Annotated in this window: 18 protein-coding genes and 1 pseudogene; 8 read left to right on the top strand and 11 right to left on the bottom strand. The window is 69.1% G+C overall.

Annotated features, from left to right (window positions below):
• The 7 genes from N4G66_RS32540 to N4G66_RS32510 form a co-directional block, all read right to left on the bottom strand.
• Positions 1-390, bottom strand: a 390-nt coding sequence (locus N4G66_RS32540; RefSeq protein WP_261707854.1) for an ATP-binding cassette domain-containing protein, incomplete at its 3' end; no start/stop codon positions are given.
• Positions 383-1,312 carry an ABC transporter permease gene (locus N4G66_RS32535; RefSeq protein WP_261707853.1) on the bottom strand — a complete coding sequence of 310 codons (930 nt, stop codon included), beginning with the start codon at positions 1,310-1,312 and terminating at the stop codon, positions 383-385. The genes N4G66_RS32540 and N4G66_RS32535, both read right to left, overlap by 8 nt.
• A 97-nt stretch (positions 1,313-1,409) precedes the next feature.
• The gene (locus N4G66_RS32530; RefSeq protein ID WP_261707859.1) at positions 1,410-2,255 is read right to left on the bottom strand and encodes a glycosyltransferase family 2 protein; all 846 of its coding nucleotides are present in this window, start codon (positions 2,253-2,255) and stop codon (positions 1,410-1,412) included.
• 35 nt (positions 2,256-2,290) lie between these two features.
• Positions 2,291-3,070 (bottom strand): CDP-alcohol phosphatidyltransferase family protein, encoded by a 780-nt coding sequence (locus N4G66_RS32525; protein ID WP_261707852.1) that lies wholly within the window; start codon positions 3,068-3,070, stop codon positions 2,291-2,293.
• Positions 3,048-4,109 (bottom strand): iron-containing alcohol dehydrogenase family protein, encoded by a 1,062-nt coding sequence (locus N4G66_RS32520; RefSeq protein ID WP_261707851.1) that lies wholly within the window; start codon positions 4,107-4,109, stop codon positions 3,048-3,050. Before N4G66_RS32520 ends, N4G66_RS32525 begins: the two co-directional genes overlap by 23 nt.
• The gene (locus tag N4G66_RS32515) at positions 4,097-4,849 is read right to left on the bottom strand and encodes a phosphocholine cytidylyltransferase family protein (protein ID WP_261707850.1); all 753 of its coding nucleotides are present in this window, start codon (positions 4,847-4,849) and stop codon (positions 4,097-4,099) included. The genes N4G66_RS32520 and N4G66_RS32515 overlap by 13 nt, the downstream gene beginning before the upstream one ends.
• Positions 4,846-6,642, bottom strand: a complete 1,797-nt coding sequence (locus tag N4G66_RS32510; RefSeq protein ID WP_261707858.1) for a CDP-alcohol phosphatidyltransferase family protein — start codon at positions 6,640-6,642, stop codon at positions 4,846-4,848. Before N4G66_RS32510 ends, N4G66_RS32515 begins: the two co-directional genes overlap by 4 nt.
• Before the next feature lie 319 nt (positions 6,643-6,961).
• On the opposite strand from N4G66_RS32510, the gene galE reads away from it, so the two are divergent.
• Both galE and N4G66_RS32500 read left to right on the top strand, forming a co-directional pair.
• Positions 6,962-7,942: a UDP-glucose 4-epimerase GalE gene (galE, locus tag N4G66_RS32505; RefSeq protein WP_261707849.1), complete on the top strand. Its 981-nt coding sequence runs from the start codon at positions 6,962-6,964 to the stop codon at positions 7,940-7,942.
• Positions 7,943-8,076: 134 nt separating this feature from the next.
• A complete protein-coding gene (locus N4G66_RS32500; protein WP_261707848.1) occupies positions 8,077-9,015 on the top strand; it encodes a cation diffusion facilitator family transporter in 939 nt (312 codons plus the stop codon).
• 6 nt (positions 9,016-9,021) lie between these two features.
• Here N4G66_RS32500 and N4G66_RS32495 read toward each other — a convergent pair whose 3' ends face one another.
• Positions 9,022-10,659 carry a transposase gene (locus N4G66_RS32495; RefSeq protein WP_261707847.1) on the bottom strand — a complete coding sequence of 546 codons (1,638 nt, stop codon included), beginning with the start codon at positions 10,657-10,659 and terminating at the stop codon, positions 9,022-9,024.
• Between the two features lie 698 nt (positions 10,660-11,357).
• Between N4G66_RS32495 and N4G66_RS32490 the strand changes: the two genes are divergently transcribed.
• The 4 genes from N4G66_RS32490 to N4G66_RS32475 all read left to right on the top strand — a co-directional run bounded on the left by N4G66_RS32490 (position 11,358) and on the right by N4G66_RS32475 (position 15,721).
• Positions 11,358-11,864, top strand: coding sequence for a toxin (locus tag N4G66_RS32490; protein ID WP_261707846.1), 507 nt, complete (start codon positions 11,358-11,360; stop codon positions 11,862-11,864).
• The gene (locus N4G66_RS32485) at positions 11,861-13,039 is read left to right on the top strand and encodes an MAB_1171c family putative transporter (protein WP_261707845.1); all 1,179 of its coding nucleotides are present in this window, start codon (positions 11,861-11,863) and stop codon (positions 13,037-13,039) included. The genes N4G66_RS32490 and N4G66_RS32485 overlap by 4 nt, the downstream gene beginning before the upstream one ends.
• A gap of 64 nt (positions 13,040-13,103) precedes the next feature.
• Entirely contained in the window at positions 13,104-14,282 is a 1,179-nt protein-coding gene (locus N4G66_RS32480; RefSeq protein ID WP_261707844.1) for an MAB_1171c family putative transporter, read from the top strand.
• Positions 14,283-14,296: 14 nt separating this feature from the next.
• Complete coding sequence (locus N4G66_RS32475; RefSeq protein ID WP_261707843.1) at positions 14,297-15,721, top strand: NAD(P)/FAD-dependent oxidoreductase; 1,425 nt, start codon at positions 14,297-14,299, stop codon at positions 15,719-15,721.
• A 428-nt stretch (positions 15,722-16,149) separates the two neighbouring features.
• On the opposite strand, the pseudogene N4G66_RS32470 reads toward N4G66_RS32475, so the two are convergent.
• Together N4G66_RS32470 and N4G66_RS32465 are read right to left on the bottom strand one after the other, a co-directional pair.
• Positions 16,150-16,404: pseudogene (locus N4G66_RS32470) on the bottom strand (NADP-dependent oxidoreductase); the annotation flags it as partial.
• 128 nt (positions 16,405-16,532) lie between these two features.
• Positions 16,533-17,045, bottom strand: coding sequence for a hypothetical protein (locus tag N4G66_RS32465; protein WP_261707842.1), 513 nt, complete (start codon positions 17,043-17,045; stop codon positions 16,533-16,535).
• 652 nt (positions 17,046-17,697) lie between these two features.
• Between N4G66_RS32465 and N4G66_RS32455 the strand changes: the two genes are divergently transcribed.
• Positions 17,698-17,895 carry a helix-turn-helix transcriptional regulator gene (locus N4G66_RS32455; RefSeq protein ID WP_261707840.1) on the top strand — a complete coding sequence of 66 codons (198 nt, stop codon included), beginning with the start codon at positions 17,698-17,700 and terminating at the stop codon, positions 17,893-17,895.
• 2 nt (positions 17,896-17,897) lie between these two features.
• A complete protein-coding gene (locus N4G66_RS32450) occupies positions 17,898-18,110 on the top strand; it encodes a hypothetical protein (protein WP_261707839.1) in 213 nt (70 codons plus the stop codon).
• 69 nt (positions 18,111-18,179) lie between these two features.
• Here the strand turns inward: N4G66_RS32450 and N4G66_RS32445 are convergent, their stop codons facing one another.
• On the bottom strand, positions 18,180-18,740 hold the full coding sequence (locus tag N4G66_RS32445; protein WP_261707838.1) for a hypothetical protein: 561 nt from the start codon (positions 18,738-18,740) through the stop codon (positions 18,180-18,182).
• Between the last annotated feature and the right edge of the window lie 262 nt (positions 18,741-19,002).

Genomic DNA, 19,002 nt, shown 5'->3' with positions numbered 1-19,002 from the left:
ACCCATCGCGAGGCCGCCCAGAATGACGTTCCGCTCGCCCGTCAGGTCGTTCATCAGAGCCGCGTTCACGCCGAGCAGCGAGGGCTGGCCGTCGGTGAAGACCTTGCCCTTCTCGGCGGGGAGCAGACCGGCGATGGCCCGCAGGAGGGTGGACTTGCCGGAGCCGTTCGATCCGATGAGACCGATGGCCTCGCCCCGGTAGGCGGTGAAGGAGACGCCCTTGACGGCGTGCACCTTGCGCACACCGCGTTCCTCGCCGCGCTTGAGGATGCGGCTGAGGGCGGCGGTGGCGCTGCCCTTGCCGGTCTTGGCACCGTTCACGCGGTAGACGATGTGCAGTTCGTCCGCGATGACGGTCGGAATGTGCGACCTCTTCTCGAGCTCAGCCACGGCCGTACCTCTCTTCAGCCTTCCAGAAGTACACGAAACCGCCGACGGCCGTGATCACGGCCCAGAAGACGGCGATGGCCCACACGTGCGGGGGCAGGTGGGAGGAACCGTAGCCGTCGATGAGCGCGTAGCGCATCAGGTCCATGTAGACGGCGGCCGGGTTCGCCTGGAGCACCCGGGCGATCCATGCGGGGCGGCCGGCGAGCATGGCGCTGATGGAGAACATGACACCGGAGGCGTACATCCATGTGCGCAGGATGAACGGCATCAGCTGGGCGAGGTCGGGCGTCTTGCTGCCCATCCGCGCCACGATCAGCGCGAGGCCGGTGTTGAACAGGAACTGCAGGAACAGCACCGGGATGATCAGCAGCCAGGACAGGCCCGGATAGCTGCCGAAGGCGATGGCCACGACGAACAGCACGATCATCGAGAAGAGCAGCTGCTGGAGCTGCTGGAGGGCGAACGAGATGGGCAGCGAGGCACGCGGGAAGTGCAGCGCGCGCACCAGGCCGAGGTTGCCCGAGATCGCCCGGACGCCCGCCATGACCGAGCTCTGCGTGAAGGTGAAGACGAAGACGCCGGTCACCAGGAACGGGATGTACACGTCCTTCGTCATACCGCGGTCGGCCTTGAGGATCAGGCCGAAGATCAGGTAGTAGACGAACGCGTTGAGCAGCGGCGTCGCCACCTGCCAGAGCTGGCCCAGCTTGGCCTGGCTGTACTGGGCGGTCAGCTTGGCCTGCGAGAAGGCGAGGATGAAGTGCCGCCGGCCCCACAGCTGACGAACGTACTGGACCAGGCCGGGCCGGGCACCGCTGACCGCGAGCCCGTACTTGGCGGCCATTTCGGTCGCGGAAAGCCCGTCATCGGGCGACGGCCGGTCGCTCACGGCGACTACGCCGTCCTGCGTGGTCTCACTCACAAGGGGAACTTTCGTCTTCAAGATGCACACCGCCGGGTCGGGCGTGGGCATGAGCCGGGGACCGGGTGGGGCCCGGGTGCTCTCAGAATCGAGCTTGTCAGATGACTGGGGGTCGGCCCAGTCGAGTCAGCCGCCAGACCGTGCGCCACCTCATGGGACGGCGAGGTCCGCACGGACTTGTCCAGCCTTCCCTGAATCCGCCGAACCAGGCCCGCAGAGCGGCCCGAGAGGGGCGGCGCAGCAGCGTCAGGAGCATCCAGACGCCGAGGTAGACCGGGACGAGCGGCGCGGGAAGGTTTCGGCGCGCGAGCCAGACGCGGTTGCGGGCCACCATGCGGTGGTACACCGCGTGCCGCGACGGGGCGGTCGTCGGGTGGTACAGCACCATGTCGGACCGGTAGTCGATCATCCAGCCGGCGTCGAGGGCCCGCCAGGCCAGGTCGGTCTCCTCATGGGCGTAGAAGAAGGCGTCCGGGAGCCCGCCGACCTCGGCGAGGACCTTCGTACGGACGGCGTTGGCGCCGCCGAGGAACGTCGTGACGCGCGAGGAGCGCATCGGGTCGGCGGCACGCAGCCTCGGGACATGGCGGCGCTGGGTCTCGCCGGTCTCGGGGTCGGCGATACGGAAGCTGATGATGCCGAGTTCCGGGTCGTCGGCGAAGGCCCGGCGGCACAGCTCGGCCGTGTCGTGGTGGGCCAGCAGACCGTCGTCGTCCAGGAAGAGGAGGACGTCGACGTCGGTGCCGCCGGGCCCGAAGGCCTCGATGCCGACGTTGCGGCCGCCGGGGATGCCGAGGTTCTCGGGCAGTTCGACCGTTCGGACGCCCGCGGGGACGTCCGGGACGGGTGAGCCGTTGCCGACCACGACCACCTCGACGCGGTCGCCGTCCTGCTTGGCGACGGAGTCGAGGAGGGCTCGCAGTTCGTCGGGGCGGTTGCCCATGGTGATGATCACCGCGCCGACCTTCGACGCCGTACTCACTTGAGCCTGCTGGAAGCGAGGATGGACACCAGGTGCAGCACCGTCTGCAGGAGCGCGATGCCGGCGAGCACGGCGGTTCCGAGCCGGGTGAAGAACAGGTCGCCCCTGATCTGGTCCGCGACGGCCAGGACCAGGATCAGCAGGGACGCCTCGATGCCGAGGATCAACCGGTGGAACTTGAGCGCCGCGGCGGCCCTGCGGGCCAGCGCCACGCCCGAGGAGCGCGGCTCGGACGCCGACTCCTTGACCGGTGGCAGCCCGCTCTGGTGGCGGGCGACACCGACGAGATCGGTCGCGGCCTTCACCAGGATCGCGCCGAGGGCGGCCAGTGTGCCGAGGAAGGCCCACAGCCAGTCGACGCTTCCGGTGCCCCACAGGTCGGCCGCGCGCAGACCGAGGCCGACGAGGACGGCCGCGTCGGTCAGATAGGCGCCGACACGGTCGAGATAGACCCCGCCGAGCGAGTACTGCTTCTTCCAGCGCGCGATCTCGCCGTCGACGCAGTCGAGCAGCAGGTACAGCTGGACCATCACCACGCCGAGCACGGCGCCCGCGATCCCCGGCACCAGAAGGGCGGGGGCCGCGAGCACGCCGCACACGGTCATCAGGTACGTGAGCTGGTTGGGCGTGATCCTGGTGTTCACCAGGTAGCGGTCGCAGCGCAGCGAGATCTCTCGCATGTACAGGCGTCCCGCCCAGTGCTCACCGCTGCGCCGGTCCTTCACCCCTGGGGGATGAACGACGGGGCGGAGTTCAGCTACCGATGGCCTTGGCATAGTCGGAGTAGATGTCCTTGATCTGGTGGGTTTTCAGGTCGAGGTGTTCGAGGATCGTGTAGCGGCCGGGCCGGGTCTGCGGAGCGAACTCCACGACCCGCACGAACTCGTCCACGGTGAAGCCGATCTCCTCGGGCAGGACCGGCAGTCCGTGCCGGTGCAGCACCTCGGCCATGTACGCCGCCTCCTCGTGGGCCCCGCGCAGATACATCGCGAAGGCCGCTCCCAGGCCGCACTGCTCGCCGTGGCTCGCCGCGCGCTGGGGGAAGAGAAGGTCGAAGGCATGGTTGATCTCGTGGCAGGAGCCGGAGGCCGGACGCGAGTCGCCCGAGATCGACATCGCGACGCCGGTGAGGACGAGCGCCTCCGCGAGCACCTGGAGGAAGCCGTTGTCGCCGACACCTCCGGGGTGCCGGAGCACTGCCTCGCCCGCCTGGCGCGCCATGGCGGCGGCCAGCCCGTCGATCTTCTCTCCGTTGACCCGGTTGGCCAGCTCCCAGTCGGCGATCGCGTTGATGTTGGAGATCGCGTCTCCGATGCCCGCCCGGACGAACCGGACCGGCGCCTCACGGATCACGTCGAGGTCGATGAGCACGGCGATCGGATTGGGCACGCCGTACGAGCCGCGGCCCGCGTCGTTGTCGAGGGTGGCGACCGGCGAGCACAGACCGTCGTGCGCGAGGTTGGTGGGCACCGCGACCAGCGGCAGCCCGATCCGCGCCGCGGCGAACTTCGCGCAGTCGATGATCTTGCCGCCGCCGAGGCCCACGACGGCGTCGTAGTGCCCGGACTTCATGTCACCGGCCAGCCGGATGGCGTCGTCGAGCGTGCCGCCGCCGACCTCGTACCAGGTGGCTCCCGGCAGCGTCGGGGCGATCCGCTCGCGCAGCCTCGCGCCCGAGCCGTTGCTGACCGCTATGGCCAGCTTGCCCGAGTGCGAGATGCGCTCGTCGCTGAGCACGCTCGCGAGGTCGTCCAGGGCACCGGGACGGATGTCGACGACGACCGGCGAGGGGATGAGCCTCGTCAGTACTGGCACGCGATCTCACGTCCCTTGGCGAGGTCGTCGTGGTTGTCGATCTCGACCCACTTGACGTCGCCGATCGGCGCGACGTCGATCGTGAAGCCGCGGTTGACGAGCTCCTGGTAGCCGTGCTCGTAGAACTGCTGCGGGTCGGTCTCCCACACCGTCTTCAGGGCGTCGGCCAGCTCGTCGGCAGCGGCGCCCTCGATGAGGGTCACACCGATGTACTCGCCGGTGGCCTCGGACGGCTCCATGAGCTTGGTGATCTTCTGGACGCCCTTGCCGGGGTCCACGACGACCTTCATCTCCTCGTCGGCGAGCTTCTTCACCGTGTCGAGCGCGAGGATGATCTTCTTGCCTTCACCGCGGGCGGCGAGCAGCGTGCGCTCGACGGAGACCGGGTGCACGGTGTCGCCGTTGGCGAGGATCACGCCGTCCTTGAGGGCGTCACGTCCGCACCACAGGGAGTAGGCGTTGTTCCACTCCTCGGCCTTGTCGTTGTCGATGAGGGTGATCTTGAGGCCGTACTTCTCCTCAAGGGCCGCCTTGCGGTCGTAGACGGCTTCCTTCTTGTAGCCGACGATGATGCCGACCTCGGTCAGACCGATCTCGGCGAAGTTGCCGAGGGTCAGGTCCAGGACCGTGATCGAGTCCTCCATGCCCTCGGGGCCAACCGGCACAAGCGCCTTGGGGAGGCTGTCAGTGTAGGGACGCAGACGCCGTCCGGCGCCGGCCGCCAGCACAAGGCCGATCATGCAGGTTCTCCTTCGTCGTGTACGGCGGGTGCCCCGGAGGACACCCAGAAGCGGATGCTCTCGACGAGCACCAGCAGCGCCACGGCCACGGCAACCACCGTGAGCGCGACTTCAAACTGTGCGGCGGTGAGCAGCGCGGCCAGGACGGTGACCAGCAGTGTCCTGCCTTCGTGCCCGCCGATCGCCCGCACCAGCCAGTGCGGGGGGGCTCCGGCGTTTCCGCGAATGCGGTACACCGTGTCGTAGTGATGGTAGGCGACCGCGGCCACCAGTCCGAAAGCCGCCGGAAGCGCTCCGTTCACGTCGGCGTTGACCGCCAGTGCCAGAACGGTGAGGTATTCGGCCGCGCGGAAGAACGGCGGGACCAGCCAGTCCAGGGCGCCCTTCAGGGGCCTGAGCAGGGCGGCCGGCGACAGCAGGACGTACACGACGGCGCCGAGGACGGGCCACCAGCTGCCGTAGGGCGCGAGTGCGGCGGAGGTCACAACGATCGCCCCGGCGGCGAAGGCGACCAGGGCCGGACCGATCCGCGGGAGGCGGCCCGCGAAGCGGGTCAGGTACTCGGCGAGCATGCCGGAGTCGGTGAGGTCCACGAGCGCCTGGGCGGCGCGGTCCGTGCGGTGCGCCTTGCGGGTCAGCGAGCGCAGCACCCGGCCCGCCGTGGTGTACGTGGCCGCGAAGGCGCAGCCGACGAGCAGCGCGTAGAAGGTGATACGGGGGGTCGTCAGCGCCGTGAGAACGGCGATCATCGCCCATCGTTCGCCGATGGGCAGGACTATCATCCGGCGCACCCAGACCGTCCAGCCGACGCTGTCGAGCTTGTCCGAGAGGGCCGCGGTGGGACTGGTGTTGGCCGTGGCGTCGTGGTTCGCCTCGTTGAAGGAGAAGTCCACGACGTGCCGGCAGGTCTGCAGGATCATCGCGCCGAGCGCGAGCGCCCACACGTCGTCGCCACCGCGGGCCGCGCCGAGCGCGAGGCCCGCATAGTAGGCGTACTCCTTGGCGCGGTCGAAGGTCGCGTCCAGCCAGGCGCCGAGCGTCGAGTACTGGAGGGAGTAGCGGGCGAGCTGTCCGTCCGTGCAGTCCAGGACGAAGGAGAACAGGAGCAGCAGACCGGCCGCGACATAACCGGCACGAGTGCCGGTGGCGGCGCAGCCCGCGGCGATCAGCGCGGTGATCAGCGAGGCGGTGGTGACCTGGTTCGGGGTCAGACCCCGGCGGGCGCACCAGCGGGCGATGTAGCGCGAGTACGGGCTGATGCAGTACGTGGTGAAGAAGCCGTCGCGGGCCTTGACGGCGCTGCGCAGACGTACGGCCTCGTCGTCGACGGCCGAGACGGCCTGCCGGACCTCGTTGCGCTCCTGCGGATCGGCGGGGACGGCGGCGACGAGGGTGCCGAGTTCCGGGTGGTACACGGCGAGGTCGTCCGCGTCGAGTGCCTCGCCGAGGCGCTCGACGAGGTTCTCGGTGGCGACGGCCGCGTTGCCCGCGGCCACGCTCTCACGGGTCACGGCGCGGGTCAGTGCCCGCCGGGCCTCGGGCTGCACCGACACGGCGCCGGGAATGACCGAGGCCGTGAAGCGCGGGTCGGTGAGACCGAGGCGCAGGGCGTGCAGATGTCCGACGAAGCGGGCGTCCACGACGGCGACCCGCTCGTTCGCCGGCACGGCGGCGAGCAGGGTCTCGGTCTCGCCCGCGTCGGAGGCGAGACGCACATCGAAGCCGAGCGACCGCAGATCGCCTTCGAGCGACGATCCGGGGACCGGCTGGCCGGTGAGGATGGCGGTCGGCAGCGAACTCACTCCCTGAGTGCCGGCGCGACCTGGCGTCCGGCGTGTGCGTGATGGGATGGCCCCCGGTCCGCGGCGGCGGCCCCGGCGGCATGTCGGCAGAGGCTATCGGATGAACGGAAGCAGGCGTTCACCGCCCGTTCACGGCCCGATCAACCGATTTTGTCCTGCGGGCGCCGCGATCATCATCGGGGATTCCGGGGCCAGGCCACAAACGCGCGTTCGCAGACCGGCGCATTCCCGGCACGGGGCATGACACCCGGCGCACCACCGAAAAAGGGCACGCCGGACATGGCGCCGGACCCGCATAGGGTGGTTGTCCATGACATGGCTGATCACAGGCGGAGCCGGGTACATCGGGGCACATGTGGCGCGGGCGATGGCGGAGGCCGGGGAGCGGGTCGTCGCCCTCGACGACCTGTCGTCCGGGGTACCGAACCGGCTTCCGGAGAGCATTCCCCTCGTCCAGGGGTCGTCGCTGGACGGTGATCTGCTCAAGCGGGTCCTGGCGGAGCACGCGGTGACGGGTGTGGTGCATCTCGCCGCGCGCAAGCAGGTCGGTGAGTCGGTGGCCGAGCCGACGCTCTACTACCAGGACAACGTGGGCGGCCTCGCGACGCTCCTGGAGGCGGTGGCCGGGGCGGGTGTCAAACGCTTCGTGTTCTCCTCGTCGGCGGCCGTCTACGGCAACCCGGATGTGGACCTCATCACGGAGGGCACTCCCTGCGCCCCTATGAGCCCCTACGGCGAGACGAAGCTCGCCGGCGAGTGGCTGGTGCGGGCGACGGGCCGGGCGCACGGTATCTCCACCGTGTGCCTGCGCTACTTCAACGTGGCGGGCGCGGCCTCGCCGGAGCTCGCCGACACCGGGATCTTCAACATCATCCCGATGGTGTTCGACCGCCTCACCCGCGGCGAGGCCCCGCGGATCTTCGGCGACGACTATCCGACGCCGGACGGCACCTGTGTACGCGACTACATCCATGTCGCCGACCTCGCCGAGGCACATCTCGCGGCGGCCCGGCAGCTGGCAGAGAGCGCGAGCGGTGATCTGACGGTGAACATCGGCCGCGGCGAGGGGGTCTCCGTGCGGGAGCTGATGGCGCTCATCGCCGAGGTCACCGGGAGCACCAGCGTGCCGGTCGTCGAGCCGCGCCGCCCCGGCGACGCCCCGCGCGCGGTCGCCTCGGCCGCCCTGGCCGCCGAGCAATTGGGCTGGGGCGCGCGGCGCGAGGTGCGCGAGATGGTGGAGTCGGCCTGGCGCGGCTGGCTGCAGCACCATCCCGGGATCACAGTCACATGATCTTGCCGGTGCTCTGACCTGCGAATCGTTTCCGCAGGTCAGAGCATATGACAACGGTGTTCAGTGCAGCGTTGCCCGGTACCCCCCGCCCGTAGTTGACTGTATGAACCGAACAGAAACGGGAGGCGGCTTTCATGGGGGCTGGGCACGACCACGGGCACGCGCACGGCGCTCCCCCGACCGGTACGGCGACAGCCGCGTACCGCGGGCGGCTGCGCGTCGCGCTGGCGATCACGCTCACCGTCATGGTCGTCGAGATCTTCGGCGGTCTGCTCGCCGACTCGCTCGCGCTCGTCGCGGACGCGGCGCACATGGCGACGGACGCGCTGGGGCTGGGCATGGCCCTGCTCGCGATCCACTTCGCGGCACGCCCGCCGAGCGAGAAGCGCACCTTCGGCTACGCGCGGGCCGAGATCCTCGCCGCGCTCGCCAACTGTCTGCTGCTGCTCGTCGTCGGCGGCTATGTGCTCGTCGAGGCGATCCAGCGCTTCGTGACGCCCGCGGACACCAGGGGCGGACTGACTATCGCGTTCGGCGTGTTCGGTCTGGTCGCCAACACGATCTCGCTGACGCTGCTGATGCGCGGGCAGAAGGACAGCCTGAATGTGCGGGGTGCCTTCCTGGAGGTGGCGGCGGACGCGCTGGGCTCGGTGGCGGTCATCCTCGCCGCGGTGGTGATCATGACCACCGGCTGGCAGGCGGCGGACCCGATCGCCTCGATCGCCATCGCGCTGATGATCGTCCCGCGCACCTGGAAGCTGCTCCAGGAGACGCTCGACGTGCTCCTGGAGGCGGCACCCAAAGGGGTCGACATGGCGGACGTGCGCGCTCACATCCTGGCCCTCGACGGTGTCGAGGACATCCACGACCTTCACGCCTGGACCATCACGTCCGGCATGCCGGTCCTCTCCGCGCACGTGGTCGTCAGCTCCGACGTCCTGAACGCGATCGGCCACGAGAAGGTCCTTCACGAACTCCAGGGCTGCCTCGGCGTCCACTTCGACGTCGAGCACTGCACGTTCCAGCTGGAGCCGAGCGGACACGCGGAACACGAGGCGAGACTCTGCCACTGACCGTTCCTAGAGACTGAGCGGGAGTGAGTCCTGTTGCCAGGACCCCTGCTCGGCCGAACGCCCCGGACGGTGTTGGGCGTTCTGGTTGCCCGCGTTCGCTCCGCGTCCGGGCGGCACGGATCGTGTCCGTGGTCCGGGAACGCGGGGGCGGAGTTCCTCACGCCCCGGGGAGCCCGGTCGGGCCTGGACGGTCCGATGCCCGTACCCATCACGCTGGTGGGTACGGGGCGGTGCCGTCCGACGCCTGACCGGGTGCCCCAGGGCGCGCCTTCCGATCGCCACGGCGGCAGCATCGTGCCGGGTGGTCTTTCTGGTGGTGCTGGTGAGGGGTTTCTGCCAGTGCTGGGCACCCCACCTGCTGGTGTAGGCGGGGTCGACCGCGACCAGCGGGATGCCGAGTTCGGCGGCCATCGACACCAGGCGGGCGCGCAGCCGGGCGACGGGCATGCCGGAGATCAGCCTGCGGAAGTGTTTGCGGCGGCCGTGTTTCTCCCGGCTGGTCTCGGCGGTGAAGTCGAGGTCCTCCACCGCGATCGCCAAATGGTGGCGGGTGGCCCAGTGCAGCAGGCGGGTCAGCGCGTGGCGTACCTGTGCGTCGCGGTGGTCGGCGGTGCCGGACAGGTCGTAGTCGAAGCGGCGCGGGGCGCCGACCGGATTGCCGTGCACGTCGAGCCGCCAGGCCGCCAGGTGGTCGGCGTTGGTGTCCACGCCGATCAGGCCACCGGCCCGGATGGCGGTCAGGGGCACGATGGGGGCGGGTGGGATGGTCCAGGAGGCGGTCAGGTACCAGCGGGCCCGGCCGGTGTCCTCGTGGATGCGGTAGGCCACCGCCCGGTTCGCCCCGACCCGATCCCGCCATGTCTCGCCCCGGTGCGCGAACGACACCCGCGCGGTGAGGACGTAACGGCCGTGCGGGGCGTTGGCGAGGTGGGCGAGCGGGGCCGGGAGTTTGATGCTGACCTGCCCGTCGGGGCTGATGCGGATGGTCTCGTTGCCGTACCGCTTCCCGCTCTCGCCGTCCGCCCGCAGGAAACGGCGCGACGCTTCCCACCGGGCTCGCCACCCTTCCTCGGTGAGCTGGGCCTCTTCCAGGTGATGGCGGGTGTTCAGCAGCCGCTTACCGCCCCGCACCACCCGCACCCGCCCGGCCGCCCAGTCGGCCCGCGTCCGCTCCAGCCGGTCCTCCAGCACCCGCAGCCGACGCGTCTTGGCATGCCACTCCCGCCGACTGCGATAACCACCCGCCGCCCGCTTCGAACCCCTCTCGCCGAGCGGCAATGACAGCCGGTGCCGGATCGTGTTCACCCCGGCCTCGAGCTGCTGGATGTGCGCTGCCTGGCCGCGCCGGGCCAACGCCCACTGATCATGCGTGGCCTTCGTCAACGACCCCGCCCACCGCGACGACGACTCACCCGTCAGCACCCGCTTGCGCGACGCCCAGGACTCGTTGTCGTGCTCCAGACCGGCCGCACACCGCGCCTTGAGGTCCCCCGATGCCAGCGAACCCAGATGGTCACCGACCAGCCGCAGCACCGTCTCGTCCTGGGCGGTCAGGGCCTTGAGCCGGTCCCGGACCGCCACACCCGACGGACCGGGCACCACGAACGACGCCCCCACCACCCGCAACCCGCCCGCACCACCCAACCCGCTCACCCCCAGCCCAAACCGGACCAACCGCCCCGTCACCCCACCCAACGACCACCATCCGCAAAGGTCACCCCTTCGAGACAAGAACTCCCGTTCCCACCCGCACCCCCATGCAGACAAACGTCACCAGCACTCACCCACGCACGCCCAAACACCCCCACACGCAGTCAAAAGGCAGCAGTCACCAACCCTCACCGGCAGCGGCTGAAGCAAGGGCACGGAACTCGACATGACCGCGTCCCAGCCGGCGCCGCACGTCGCACCGTCGGACCCGGACTCGTCCCGCCGGGAGACGCAAGGAAAACTTAACAACCCGGGCGCGGCCGGATAGTCTCGCGGGGACGTCAACTCCTCATCTCTACACGCGCCTTGGAGATCGCTCGGTGGCAGCGGATGTTTGTGGCCAACTGGCCGAAACACTGGAGCACAACAGCCGCGCGACCGGCCGTCGAGAGCGGCTGTCCGACGCTGTCGAGCGTCGACGGCTTGATTTCCCGCGCACGTCACGGCTGCCCGGGGCCGCACGTCCCGCGCCGTCCGGCGGGTGGGGCCCACAGGGTCGGCCGAGGTGACGTACAGCTCGGGACACCGCGAACACCATCGACCGGGCACCGTCCTTGTGCGCCTCGGCCACAGCCTCGTACCGCCCGGAACCGGAAGAGACCACGGGGAGAACGGTGCGTAGGAAAAGAGAGATGCGCAGGCTCGCCGACGCACTCATCGATCCCATCCGGGTGAGCCTTCCCGCGGACCCCGAGGAGCTGTTCGCCGCACTGGTCACGTCGGTCAACCAGTGGCGGGGGCGCGAAGTCGTCGTCCACAAGGCGGCCTTCCCCCCGCACACCGCGACCGGGCTCTGGCTCGAACGTGACACCCATGACGACGTCATCATCGAAGAACGCGCCGCCGTGTGGCACCAGATCGTGATCTTCGGGCACGAGGTGTGGCACATGAGCCAGGGGGACGCGGCGCCACCTCACCAGCCGGACGTCTCCCACCGCGCCCGACCAGCCGCCGCCCGAACCGATTTCAGTCTGCGGGCCGAGCAGGAGGCCGATCGGTTCGGCATGCTGGTCGGACGACGTCTCAGGGCACTGCTGGAGGCATCGGACCACTCCGTCTTCTCGTCCGGGGCCGACAGCGCCGACGATGTCGCCAGCCGTATCGGGGCTGCCCTCAACTATCGCGGGACACGACGATGAGCGGCCTGATCAACTACGTGAGCTGCGGTGTGCTGTGGCTCGGCGTGACCGTGCGGGCGCCCGATCTCGTACGCCACTGGCGTGATCCCATCCTGCGCGTCATCTGTGCGGTCATGGCTCTCGCCGGTCTGTGCTTCCTCCTCGGCGCACCTCCCACGGTGGGGGCGATCAACCGCATCAGCGGGGTACCGAATCTCGCCGCGCTGGTGACCTACGCCACCATCACCGCGTACAGCGCCATGTCGCTGGTCCTCGTCGTCTTCTGGAAGGGCGGACCGAACGTCCGCCGGATCACCCGCCGCCTGATGGGCGGCTACTGCGTCGTACTCCTCGTCATCGCCGCGTTGTTCGCGCTCGGGGGCGCGTCCGTGGAGCGCCGCACCGACTTCGACACGTACTACGCGGTGACCCCTTTCATCGCCGAGATGATCGTGCTGTATCTGCTCGCCCATCTGACCGCCGTCGTGACCACCGCGCTGTGGTCACTGCGCTGGGCGCGCGAGGTCCACGGCCGGCTCCGCGTCGGGCTGCTGACCATGGGGGCGGGCACGGTGGTCGGTGCCGGCTACAGCGTCTCCAAACTCACGGCCGTCGTCGCTCGCTGGTGCGGGCCGGACTGGTCGGCGCTCGGCACAGAGGTCTCGCCCGGACTGGCGGGCCTCAGCGCTCTGCTGACGGTCGTGGGGATCCTCATCCCCTGGGCCGGGCCGAGCCTGACGGCCTGGTTCCTCTCCTGGCGCGCCTACGTGCGCCTGGCGCCGCTCGAACGGGAGCTGGACGACGTACTCTCCCATCGCAATCTACGGCTGCCGCGCCCACGGCCGTCCTCCCCCGCCACCCTGCTGATGTGGCGCCAGACCAGCATTCACAACGCGCTGAGCTACCTCGACGCGCTGTTCGACCGTGATCTGTACGAACGGACTCATGACGCAGTCCTGCACGCGACGGGCGACCGGGAGCGGGCCCAGGCCGCCGGCTGGGCGGCGATCATCGCCGCGGCCGTGCGGGAGGAGCGCGACGGGCCGCATGTCCCCGTCTCCTCGCGCGGGGCCGGCCGCAGGCCCCCGGCGCCGGATGCCTCCGCTCTCGTGCGCATCGCCGCGGCCCTCTCCGCGTCCGGCGTCGTCGAGGACACCCGCGTACACCGCGGTTCGGCCGCCAGGGGTGCCTTTTGAACCACACACCGACAGCACCGGCGCCGTCCTCCACCGCGCGGGGCGCCGAACGGAGTTCTCACCCATGAGCCTTGTCGTATACCTGGCCGCCGGTCTCTTAGCCTTATCGGCCGTCCTGCTGTTCCGCCGACCGCGTGCGGCGCTGCGCAATCCGCTGACGGCATCCACGTGCGCGGCGGTCTCGATCGGCGCACTGTGCTTCACGTGCTCCGCGCCCGTGACCCTGGCGGCGGTCAACCGTCTGACGGGCATACCCAACTTCGGCGCCCCGCTGACGTACAGCATGATCTCCGCCTACAGCTGCTCCCTGACCATTCTGCTGATCCAGTGGAGAGGCGGTCCACCCGAACGGGTCAGGCGCGGCACGCGGCACAGCATCGTCGTCTTCGGCCTGCTGATCGCCGCCATCATCGTCCTGTTCTCGCTGGCGGACGCGCCCACCGAGAGACTCAACGATCTCGACACCTACTATGCGAACACGCCGTACATGCGCGAGATGATCGTGCTGTACCTGGTCGGCCACGGCGCCTGCGTCGTGGTGATGAGCGCCGTGTGCCTGAGATGGCTGGGTGAGGTAACGGGCCCGCTCCGCACGGGACTTCGCCTCATACTCCTCGGCCTGCTGCTGGACATCGTCGGCTTCGAGATCGCCAAGACCACCGCTGTCGTGGCGCGCTGGCTGAGCCACGACCTGGACTTCCTCTCGACAACCGTCGCCCCGCCCGTGGTCTCCCTCGGCGCACTGTTCTGCTCCGCCGGCTTCACGCTCCCCCGGCTCCTGCCACCGGCCATCACCCACTGGCGCAGTCTGAACGACTACCGCAGGCTGACACCGCTGTGGATGGAAGTTCGATGGGCGGCGACCGCGCCGAAACCCTCGCCCTCCTGGTGGGAACTCCCGTACGCGCGGCTCCAATGGCTGGAGGTCTCCATCCATGACGCGCTCCTCGCCCTGGCTCCCCTGTTCGACGACCGGGTGCGCCGGATCTCGCTGGCGACGGCGCTCGGCGAAGGCAACACCCCCAGCCAGGCCCGCGTGATAGCGGAGGCAGCCATGCTCGCCGACGCCGCGCGTCAGGCGGCCGCCCCCGTCGACCACGAACTCAAGGAACCCAGCACCTACCGCCTGCACGCCACTGACGCCGTCGGCACAACGGAACTGGTCGAACTCGCCCAGGCGCTGGGGCAATCGCCCGTCGTCGCCGCAGCCCGTCGGGGATCGGTGACCGCATCCCATGACTGAATTCAAGGAGCACCATGAGTAGAGCTGTCGTCATCGGAGCCGGACTGGGCGGTGTCATGGCGGCGGCGGCGCTGTCCCCGGTCGTCGACGAGGTGATCGTGCTCGACCGCGACGAGCTGCCCGACGGGCCGGAACATCGCAAGGGGCTCCCCCAAGGGCGTCACGCCCACCTTCTGATGCCCGGTGGCCTCGCGGCCATGGAAGAGCTGGTGCCGAAGATCAGCATCAGGGAGCACCTCCTGGCCGCGGGCGCCCGCGAGATATCGCTCAGCTCCGGCATGGTGGCCCTGAGTCCGGAAGGCTGGTTCCACCGCTGGCGCCACAGCAGCCACCACATGATCACCGCCAGTCGGGCACTGCTGGACTGGGCCGTGCGAACAGCGGTCGTGGACAACACCGGCAACGTATCGATCCGCACCGCGCAAGCGGTGGACCTGATCGGCAGCGCCCAGCGCGTCCACGGCGTCCGTATCGGCACCCCCACGGAACCGGAGGAACTCGACGCCGACATCGTCGTCGACACCGGCGGACGCGGCTCACGCATCCTCACCTGGCTGACCACTCTCGGTATCACCGGCATAGACGAGATACGGGTCGATACGGGCCTCGTCAACGCGACCCGTATCTACCGCACCCCGCCGGGCGCGGAGGACTTCCCCCTGACCATGGTGCAGGCCAACCCCTATCTGTCCCGGCCCGGCCGCAGCGCGTTGATCGTCCCGATCGAGGGCAACCGCTGGATGGTGAGTCTCGGAGGTACCCGAGGTGGAGAACCCCCGGCCGATCCGGACGGTTTCCTGCGCTACACCCTCGACCTCCCTCACCCCATCGTGGGCCAACTCATCTCCGGAGCCGAACCGCTCACCGACGTCGTCGTCAGCCACAGCACCAGCAACTCCCGCCGCTACCTGGAAAAGGCGCGTGACTGGCCGGACGGCCTCATCGTCCTCGGCGACGCACTCGCCACTCTCAACCCCGCTTACGGACAGGGCATGTCGGTGGCCGCGCTCGGCGCCCAGGCCCTCAGCCGGCAACTGAAACACGCCGACCCGGCCGCGCCCGGCCTGACCCGCAGGGTTCAGCGCGCCGCCGCCACGATCGTCGAGACGGCGTGGAGCATCGCGGTCAGCCAGGACTCGATGTATCCCGAAGTCCGCGGCGGGAAGCGGACCGCGGTCGACCGCGTCGCCGGCCGGTACACGCGCCGCCTCACGAAGGCGGCAACCGGTTCCTACGTCGCCGCGTCCGCCCTGTGGGATGTGACCGGCCTCGAAGCGGGCCCCACCCGTCTGCTGCGCCCCGGGACCATTCTGGCCGCCCTCGGCGGACCTTCGCTGCCCCCTCTGTCGGAGCCTCCTCTGACCCCGGGCGAACGCGCACTCCTCAACACCCTCGACGTCACCTCCGGGGAAGGGGCCCCGTCCTCCGCTCCGGTGTGAGGACAGACAGGGACAGGGACAGGGACAGGGACAGGACCCGGCCCGCCCCGCCTCGCGGCATCAGCACACATCGGCCGGCCCGCACACCGAGCCGCCATCCCGGGAGGACCGCGGTCCATATGTTCGACGCATCGGAGGAAGCGCTGTGCCGCGCCGGCGCCGTCCGGTGGGACGGAGCCCTGGGGGTGCTCGCCGCCCGGGCGGGGCTGTGCGACGACTACAGCAAGGCCGCGGTGGGTGTGGAGTACCTCGCGGCCCGCCTCGACGCGGGCCGCCTGCGGCCTTCGTCCCGAGGCGCTGGTGCTGCTTGCGGATCTGAACGGCTCGGCGGTACGACGCGCAACCCTTCCGGCTGCCGTAGCGGCTGCGGCTGCGAGACGGGGTCGCCTGGCACTGGCCGGTCATGACACCGAAGTTCGGGTATCCGTTCACGGACGGGTTTGTGTGCGGTCCCGCACGATGATCTTGCCGGTGTTCTCGCCTCGGAGCATGCCCAGGAAGGCGTCCACGATGTGCTCGAAGCCGTCGACCACCGTCTCGTCCAGGGCGAGTCGTCCGCTCTGCAGATGCGGTACGGCGAACTCGTACAACTCCTTCTGCATGTCACGGTAGTTACTGACCAGGAAGCCCTCCATGCGGAGGCTCTTCTCCACGATGTCCGCATGGTTGAAGCGCGGCGCCGGCGGGTGCCTGGTCTAAGCGTACATGTGCTGGTCAGGCACGGCCAGGACGTGGCAGCTCGCCCAATATGCCTGCTCAGGGGCCCAGTTAGGGGCGCCGGGGGCACCGGTGCCGACCAAGAGGCAGAGGCTCAGCGTGGTCTGGGTCCACTGTCCAGGGCGCTTGCCGTGGCAGTCAGGAACTCATCCTGTATTCGCAACGTCTCGATGCGTGTGGTCAGCAGTTCCCCAAGAGTCAGGTCACCACCGCCCATGCGCCCAGAGAGCTCGGCATAGCTGTCTACGAGCCTCTGCGCAGCCTCAGCGACATGCGCCGGACCTTCCATGCGCACGACCTTCAAACTCTGATGGAGCTTGCTGGACGCTGTGGATAGAGCGACGCGCAGTTCCCCAATCGCGGCCCCGTCGGCGGCAAGGTAGTCACGTTGCAAGTCGTCCACCTCCTCTGCCTTGTTCAGAAGATCGAGATAGGCGTCTCTACGGATCGCCCGGTGATGGGTAAGCCGCTGCTCTAGCCGGTCGCGCTCCTTGTCAGCGTTCTCCTGCCGTCCCTTCAAGAGGGTGAATCCGCCTGCGAGGGCTGCTCCTGCTATCGCAGCACCAGCACCGATCAGAGTGCTCCAGCTATCCGACATGGGCAGCATTCAAGCAGTTGTGCGATCACCAGCCGGATCGACTCCGTCCTTCCACCAATCATGTGGGGCATGCGGAAGCCCACGTCACGTGGCGGGCAGACACAAAACGGGGGCAGGTCCGGCCCGCTGAGCCCTACTTGGGCCGTCCTCAGCGGGCCGGAGTCTCACCAGCGGATCGGCTCCGCACTTCCACCTACGCACACGGGGCACGCCCGCCTCTCGGTCCACCCGCAGAGTCCACAGCCGCCGAATCCGCTACAGCCGTCGCACCAAATCTCGCCATGGCCAGCACACCAGCCACACAGATTCCCGTACTTCCACAGCGACCATGGCTCTTCACCGCCCGTTCGCCCGGCGCGTGGCTTCACTCGGTAAGGAACTCGCGCTGCCGTCCGTGTGCTCATGAGTCGTGCGCATTCCTGCGAATCTCCACGTTCATATCCGAGACGCGGGAAAGATCGCCTCGCTTCCTGGCTTCCGTGCGCTGCGAATCGAGCGCCAAACAGACATCGCATCCGGTCGTGGGCTCCGGCTCTTTGTCCAGCGGTTCAACCGGCCCCGTGGGATGTCTCCTCGGCTCTGTCATGAAGGCCAGCGTCCGACCGAAAGTGATCAGCGGCTAGCGGCCCCGTGTCGGCCAACTGTCGGCCAGAATTGGGATATGACCAACGCCATCGGGGCCAACATCCGGCGCCTGCGGGAAGATCGCGGACGGAGTCAGGCGCGGCTCGCCCATGAGGTCTGCCGGGCGGCCGGGGTCATTGGTGAGCCGGTCGACCGTCAGGAAATCAGCCGATGGGAGACGGGAAGCGCACCCCCCGCGATTGGCTGCCGTTCATCGCTGCCGCTTCAGGTGTGACCTTGGAAGCGCTCCGCGCGCCCCTGGTGTCCGCTGAGCCGCCGTTGCCCACCCTCGCCGACTTCCTGCCCGAAGGTGACCCGTTGAGCCCGCTAGAGGGCCGCTCCGGGCGCCGCATCGGAATGGTCACCGTGGACGACCTACAGCAGCGCGTGCACGGCCTGCGGCTCGCCGACGACGTCCTAGCCGGTGGGGATCTAATACTCCAGCCGTAGATCGTGATCACGAGTTGAGTCGTCGTGGCAGTGACCGTGGGGGGCTCATCACTCATTACGGGGAAAGGCTTACTGCCCGCCGAGTCGGAGTACAGCGGAGACGTACAGGCTCACGGACACCGTCAGAAGCAGAAAGGCGAGAATCGTGTGGCCGACGAGCCCTCGCCCTGAGACAAGGCCCATATGTGCCCGGGCCGCACGGCTCACGCGGGGCTTGGGGGCACCTTGCGCGGCGTTCGCGTCTGCCTTCTCGATCGCTCGGCGCAGCTTCCTGCGGCTTCTCTCGGTCGTGATACCCAGTCGTACACCGTGGGCGTCGCGCACCAACAGGGTCCGGTACGTGCTGCCGTACGAGAAGGTCGTCAGCAGCCGGACGGTGGTGATCCGGTTGAGGTCGACGGACCGTTCGCCGGTCAAGGTGTGCGCAGTCAGGTGCGACGATGAGTGCCGGAACGGGGCTCGCTCCTCGCACAGTGCGGGTATGAGGACGGAGCTGGCGATCACGGACAACAGGCTGAGCACGATCGGTACGCCTTCGGGGACTACCCCCGCCCTGGCCAGCCCGTAGCCGCCGAAAGGCAGCAGAAGTACCGTTACCGCCAGGCCCGATCCCATGCGTGCACGCGCCACGCTGCGGGTTGTGGTTACTTCCACTGACGCCCCCCGTTTTCTGCCGGCAGACATCAGCATGCATGCGCGGCGGACCTCTGCGCATTGCCGGTGTCCGGCAATCTTCGGCACGGGACCCATCGGTTCCAGGGCCCCAATACCAGCAGGACTCCTCGACCTCGTCGTTCACCGCGGGAACAGGTCAGCCACCGCGTGATCTTGGTGAGGTGTGTGGACTCTTCAAGATAGTGCGGTGGCCGCGAGCCACAGCGTCAACCCTGCC

Source organism: Streptomyces rhizosphaerihabitans, assembly GCF_025399795.1.
Taxonomy (GTDB): domain Bacteria; phylum Actinomycetota; class Actinomycetes; order Streptomycetales; family Streptomycetaceae; genus Streptomyces; species Streptomyces rhizosphaerihabitans.
This window is presented reverse-complemented; position numbering and strand designations above follow the sequence as displayed.

What these genes read in the sequence shown, in the direction of transcription:
- N4G66_RS32500 (WP_261707848.1), top strand. Translation starts at nt 8,077, where the DNA reads ATGGGGGCTGGGCACGACCACGGGCACGCGCACGGCGCTCCCCCGACC.
- N4G66_RS32480 (WP_261707844.1), top strand. Translation starts at nt 13,104, where the DNA reads ATGAGCCTTGTCGTATACCTGGCCGCCGGTCTCTTAGCCTTATCGGCC.
- N4G66_RS32515 (WP_261707850.1), bottom strand. Translation starts at nt 4,849, where the DNA reads ATGATCGGCCTTGTGCTGGCGGCCGGCGCCGGACGGCGTCTGCGTCCC.
- N4G66_RS32530 (WP_261707859.1), bottom strand. Translation starts at nt 2,255, where the DNA reads ATGGGCAACCGCCCCGACGAACTGCGAGCCCTCCTCGACTCCGTCGCC.
- N4G66_RS32475 (WP_261707843.1), top strand. Translation starts at nt 14,297, where the DNA reads ATGAGTAGAGCTGTCGTCATCGGAGCCGGACTGGGCGGTGTCATGGCG.
- galE (WP_261707849.1), top strand. Translation starts at nt 6,962, where the DNA reads ATGACATGGCTGATCACAGGCGGAGCCGGGTACATCGGGGCACATGTG.
- N4G66_RS32455 (WP_261707840.1), top strand. Translation starts at nt 17,698, where the DNA reads ATGACCAACGCCATCGGGGCCAACATCCGGCGCCTGCGGGAAGATCGC.
- N4G66_RS32525 (WP_261707852.1), bottom strand. Translation starts at nt 3,070, where the DNA reads ATGCCAAGGCCATCGGTAGCTGAACTCCGCCCCGTCGTTCATCCCCCA.
- N4G66_RS32485 (WP_261707845.1), top strand. Translation starts at nt 11,861, where the DNA reads ATGAGCGGCCTGATCAACTACGTGAGCTGCGGTGTGCTGTGGCTCGGC.
- N4G66_RS32490 (WP_261707846.1), top strand. Translation starts at nt 11,358, where the DNA reads ATGCGCAGGCTCGCCGACGCACTCATCGATCCCATCCGGGTGAGCCTT.
- N4G66_RS32465 (WP_261707842.1), bottom strand. Translation starts at nt 17,045, where the DNA reads ATGCTGCCCATGTCGGATAGCTGGAGCACTCTGATCGGTGCTGGTGCT.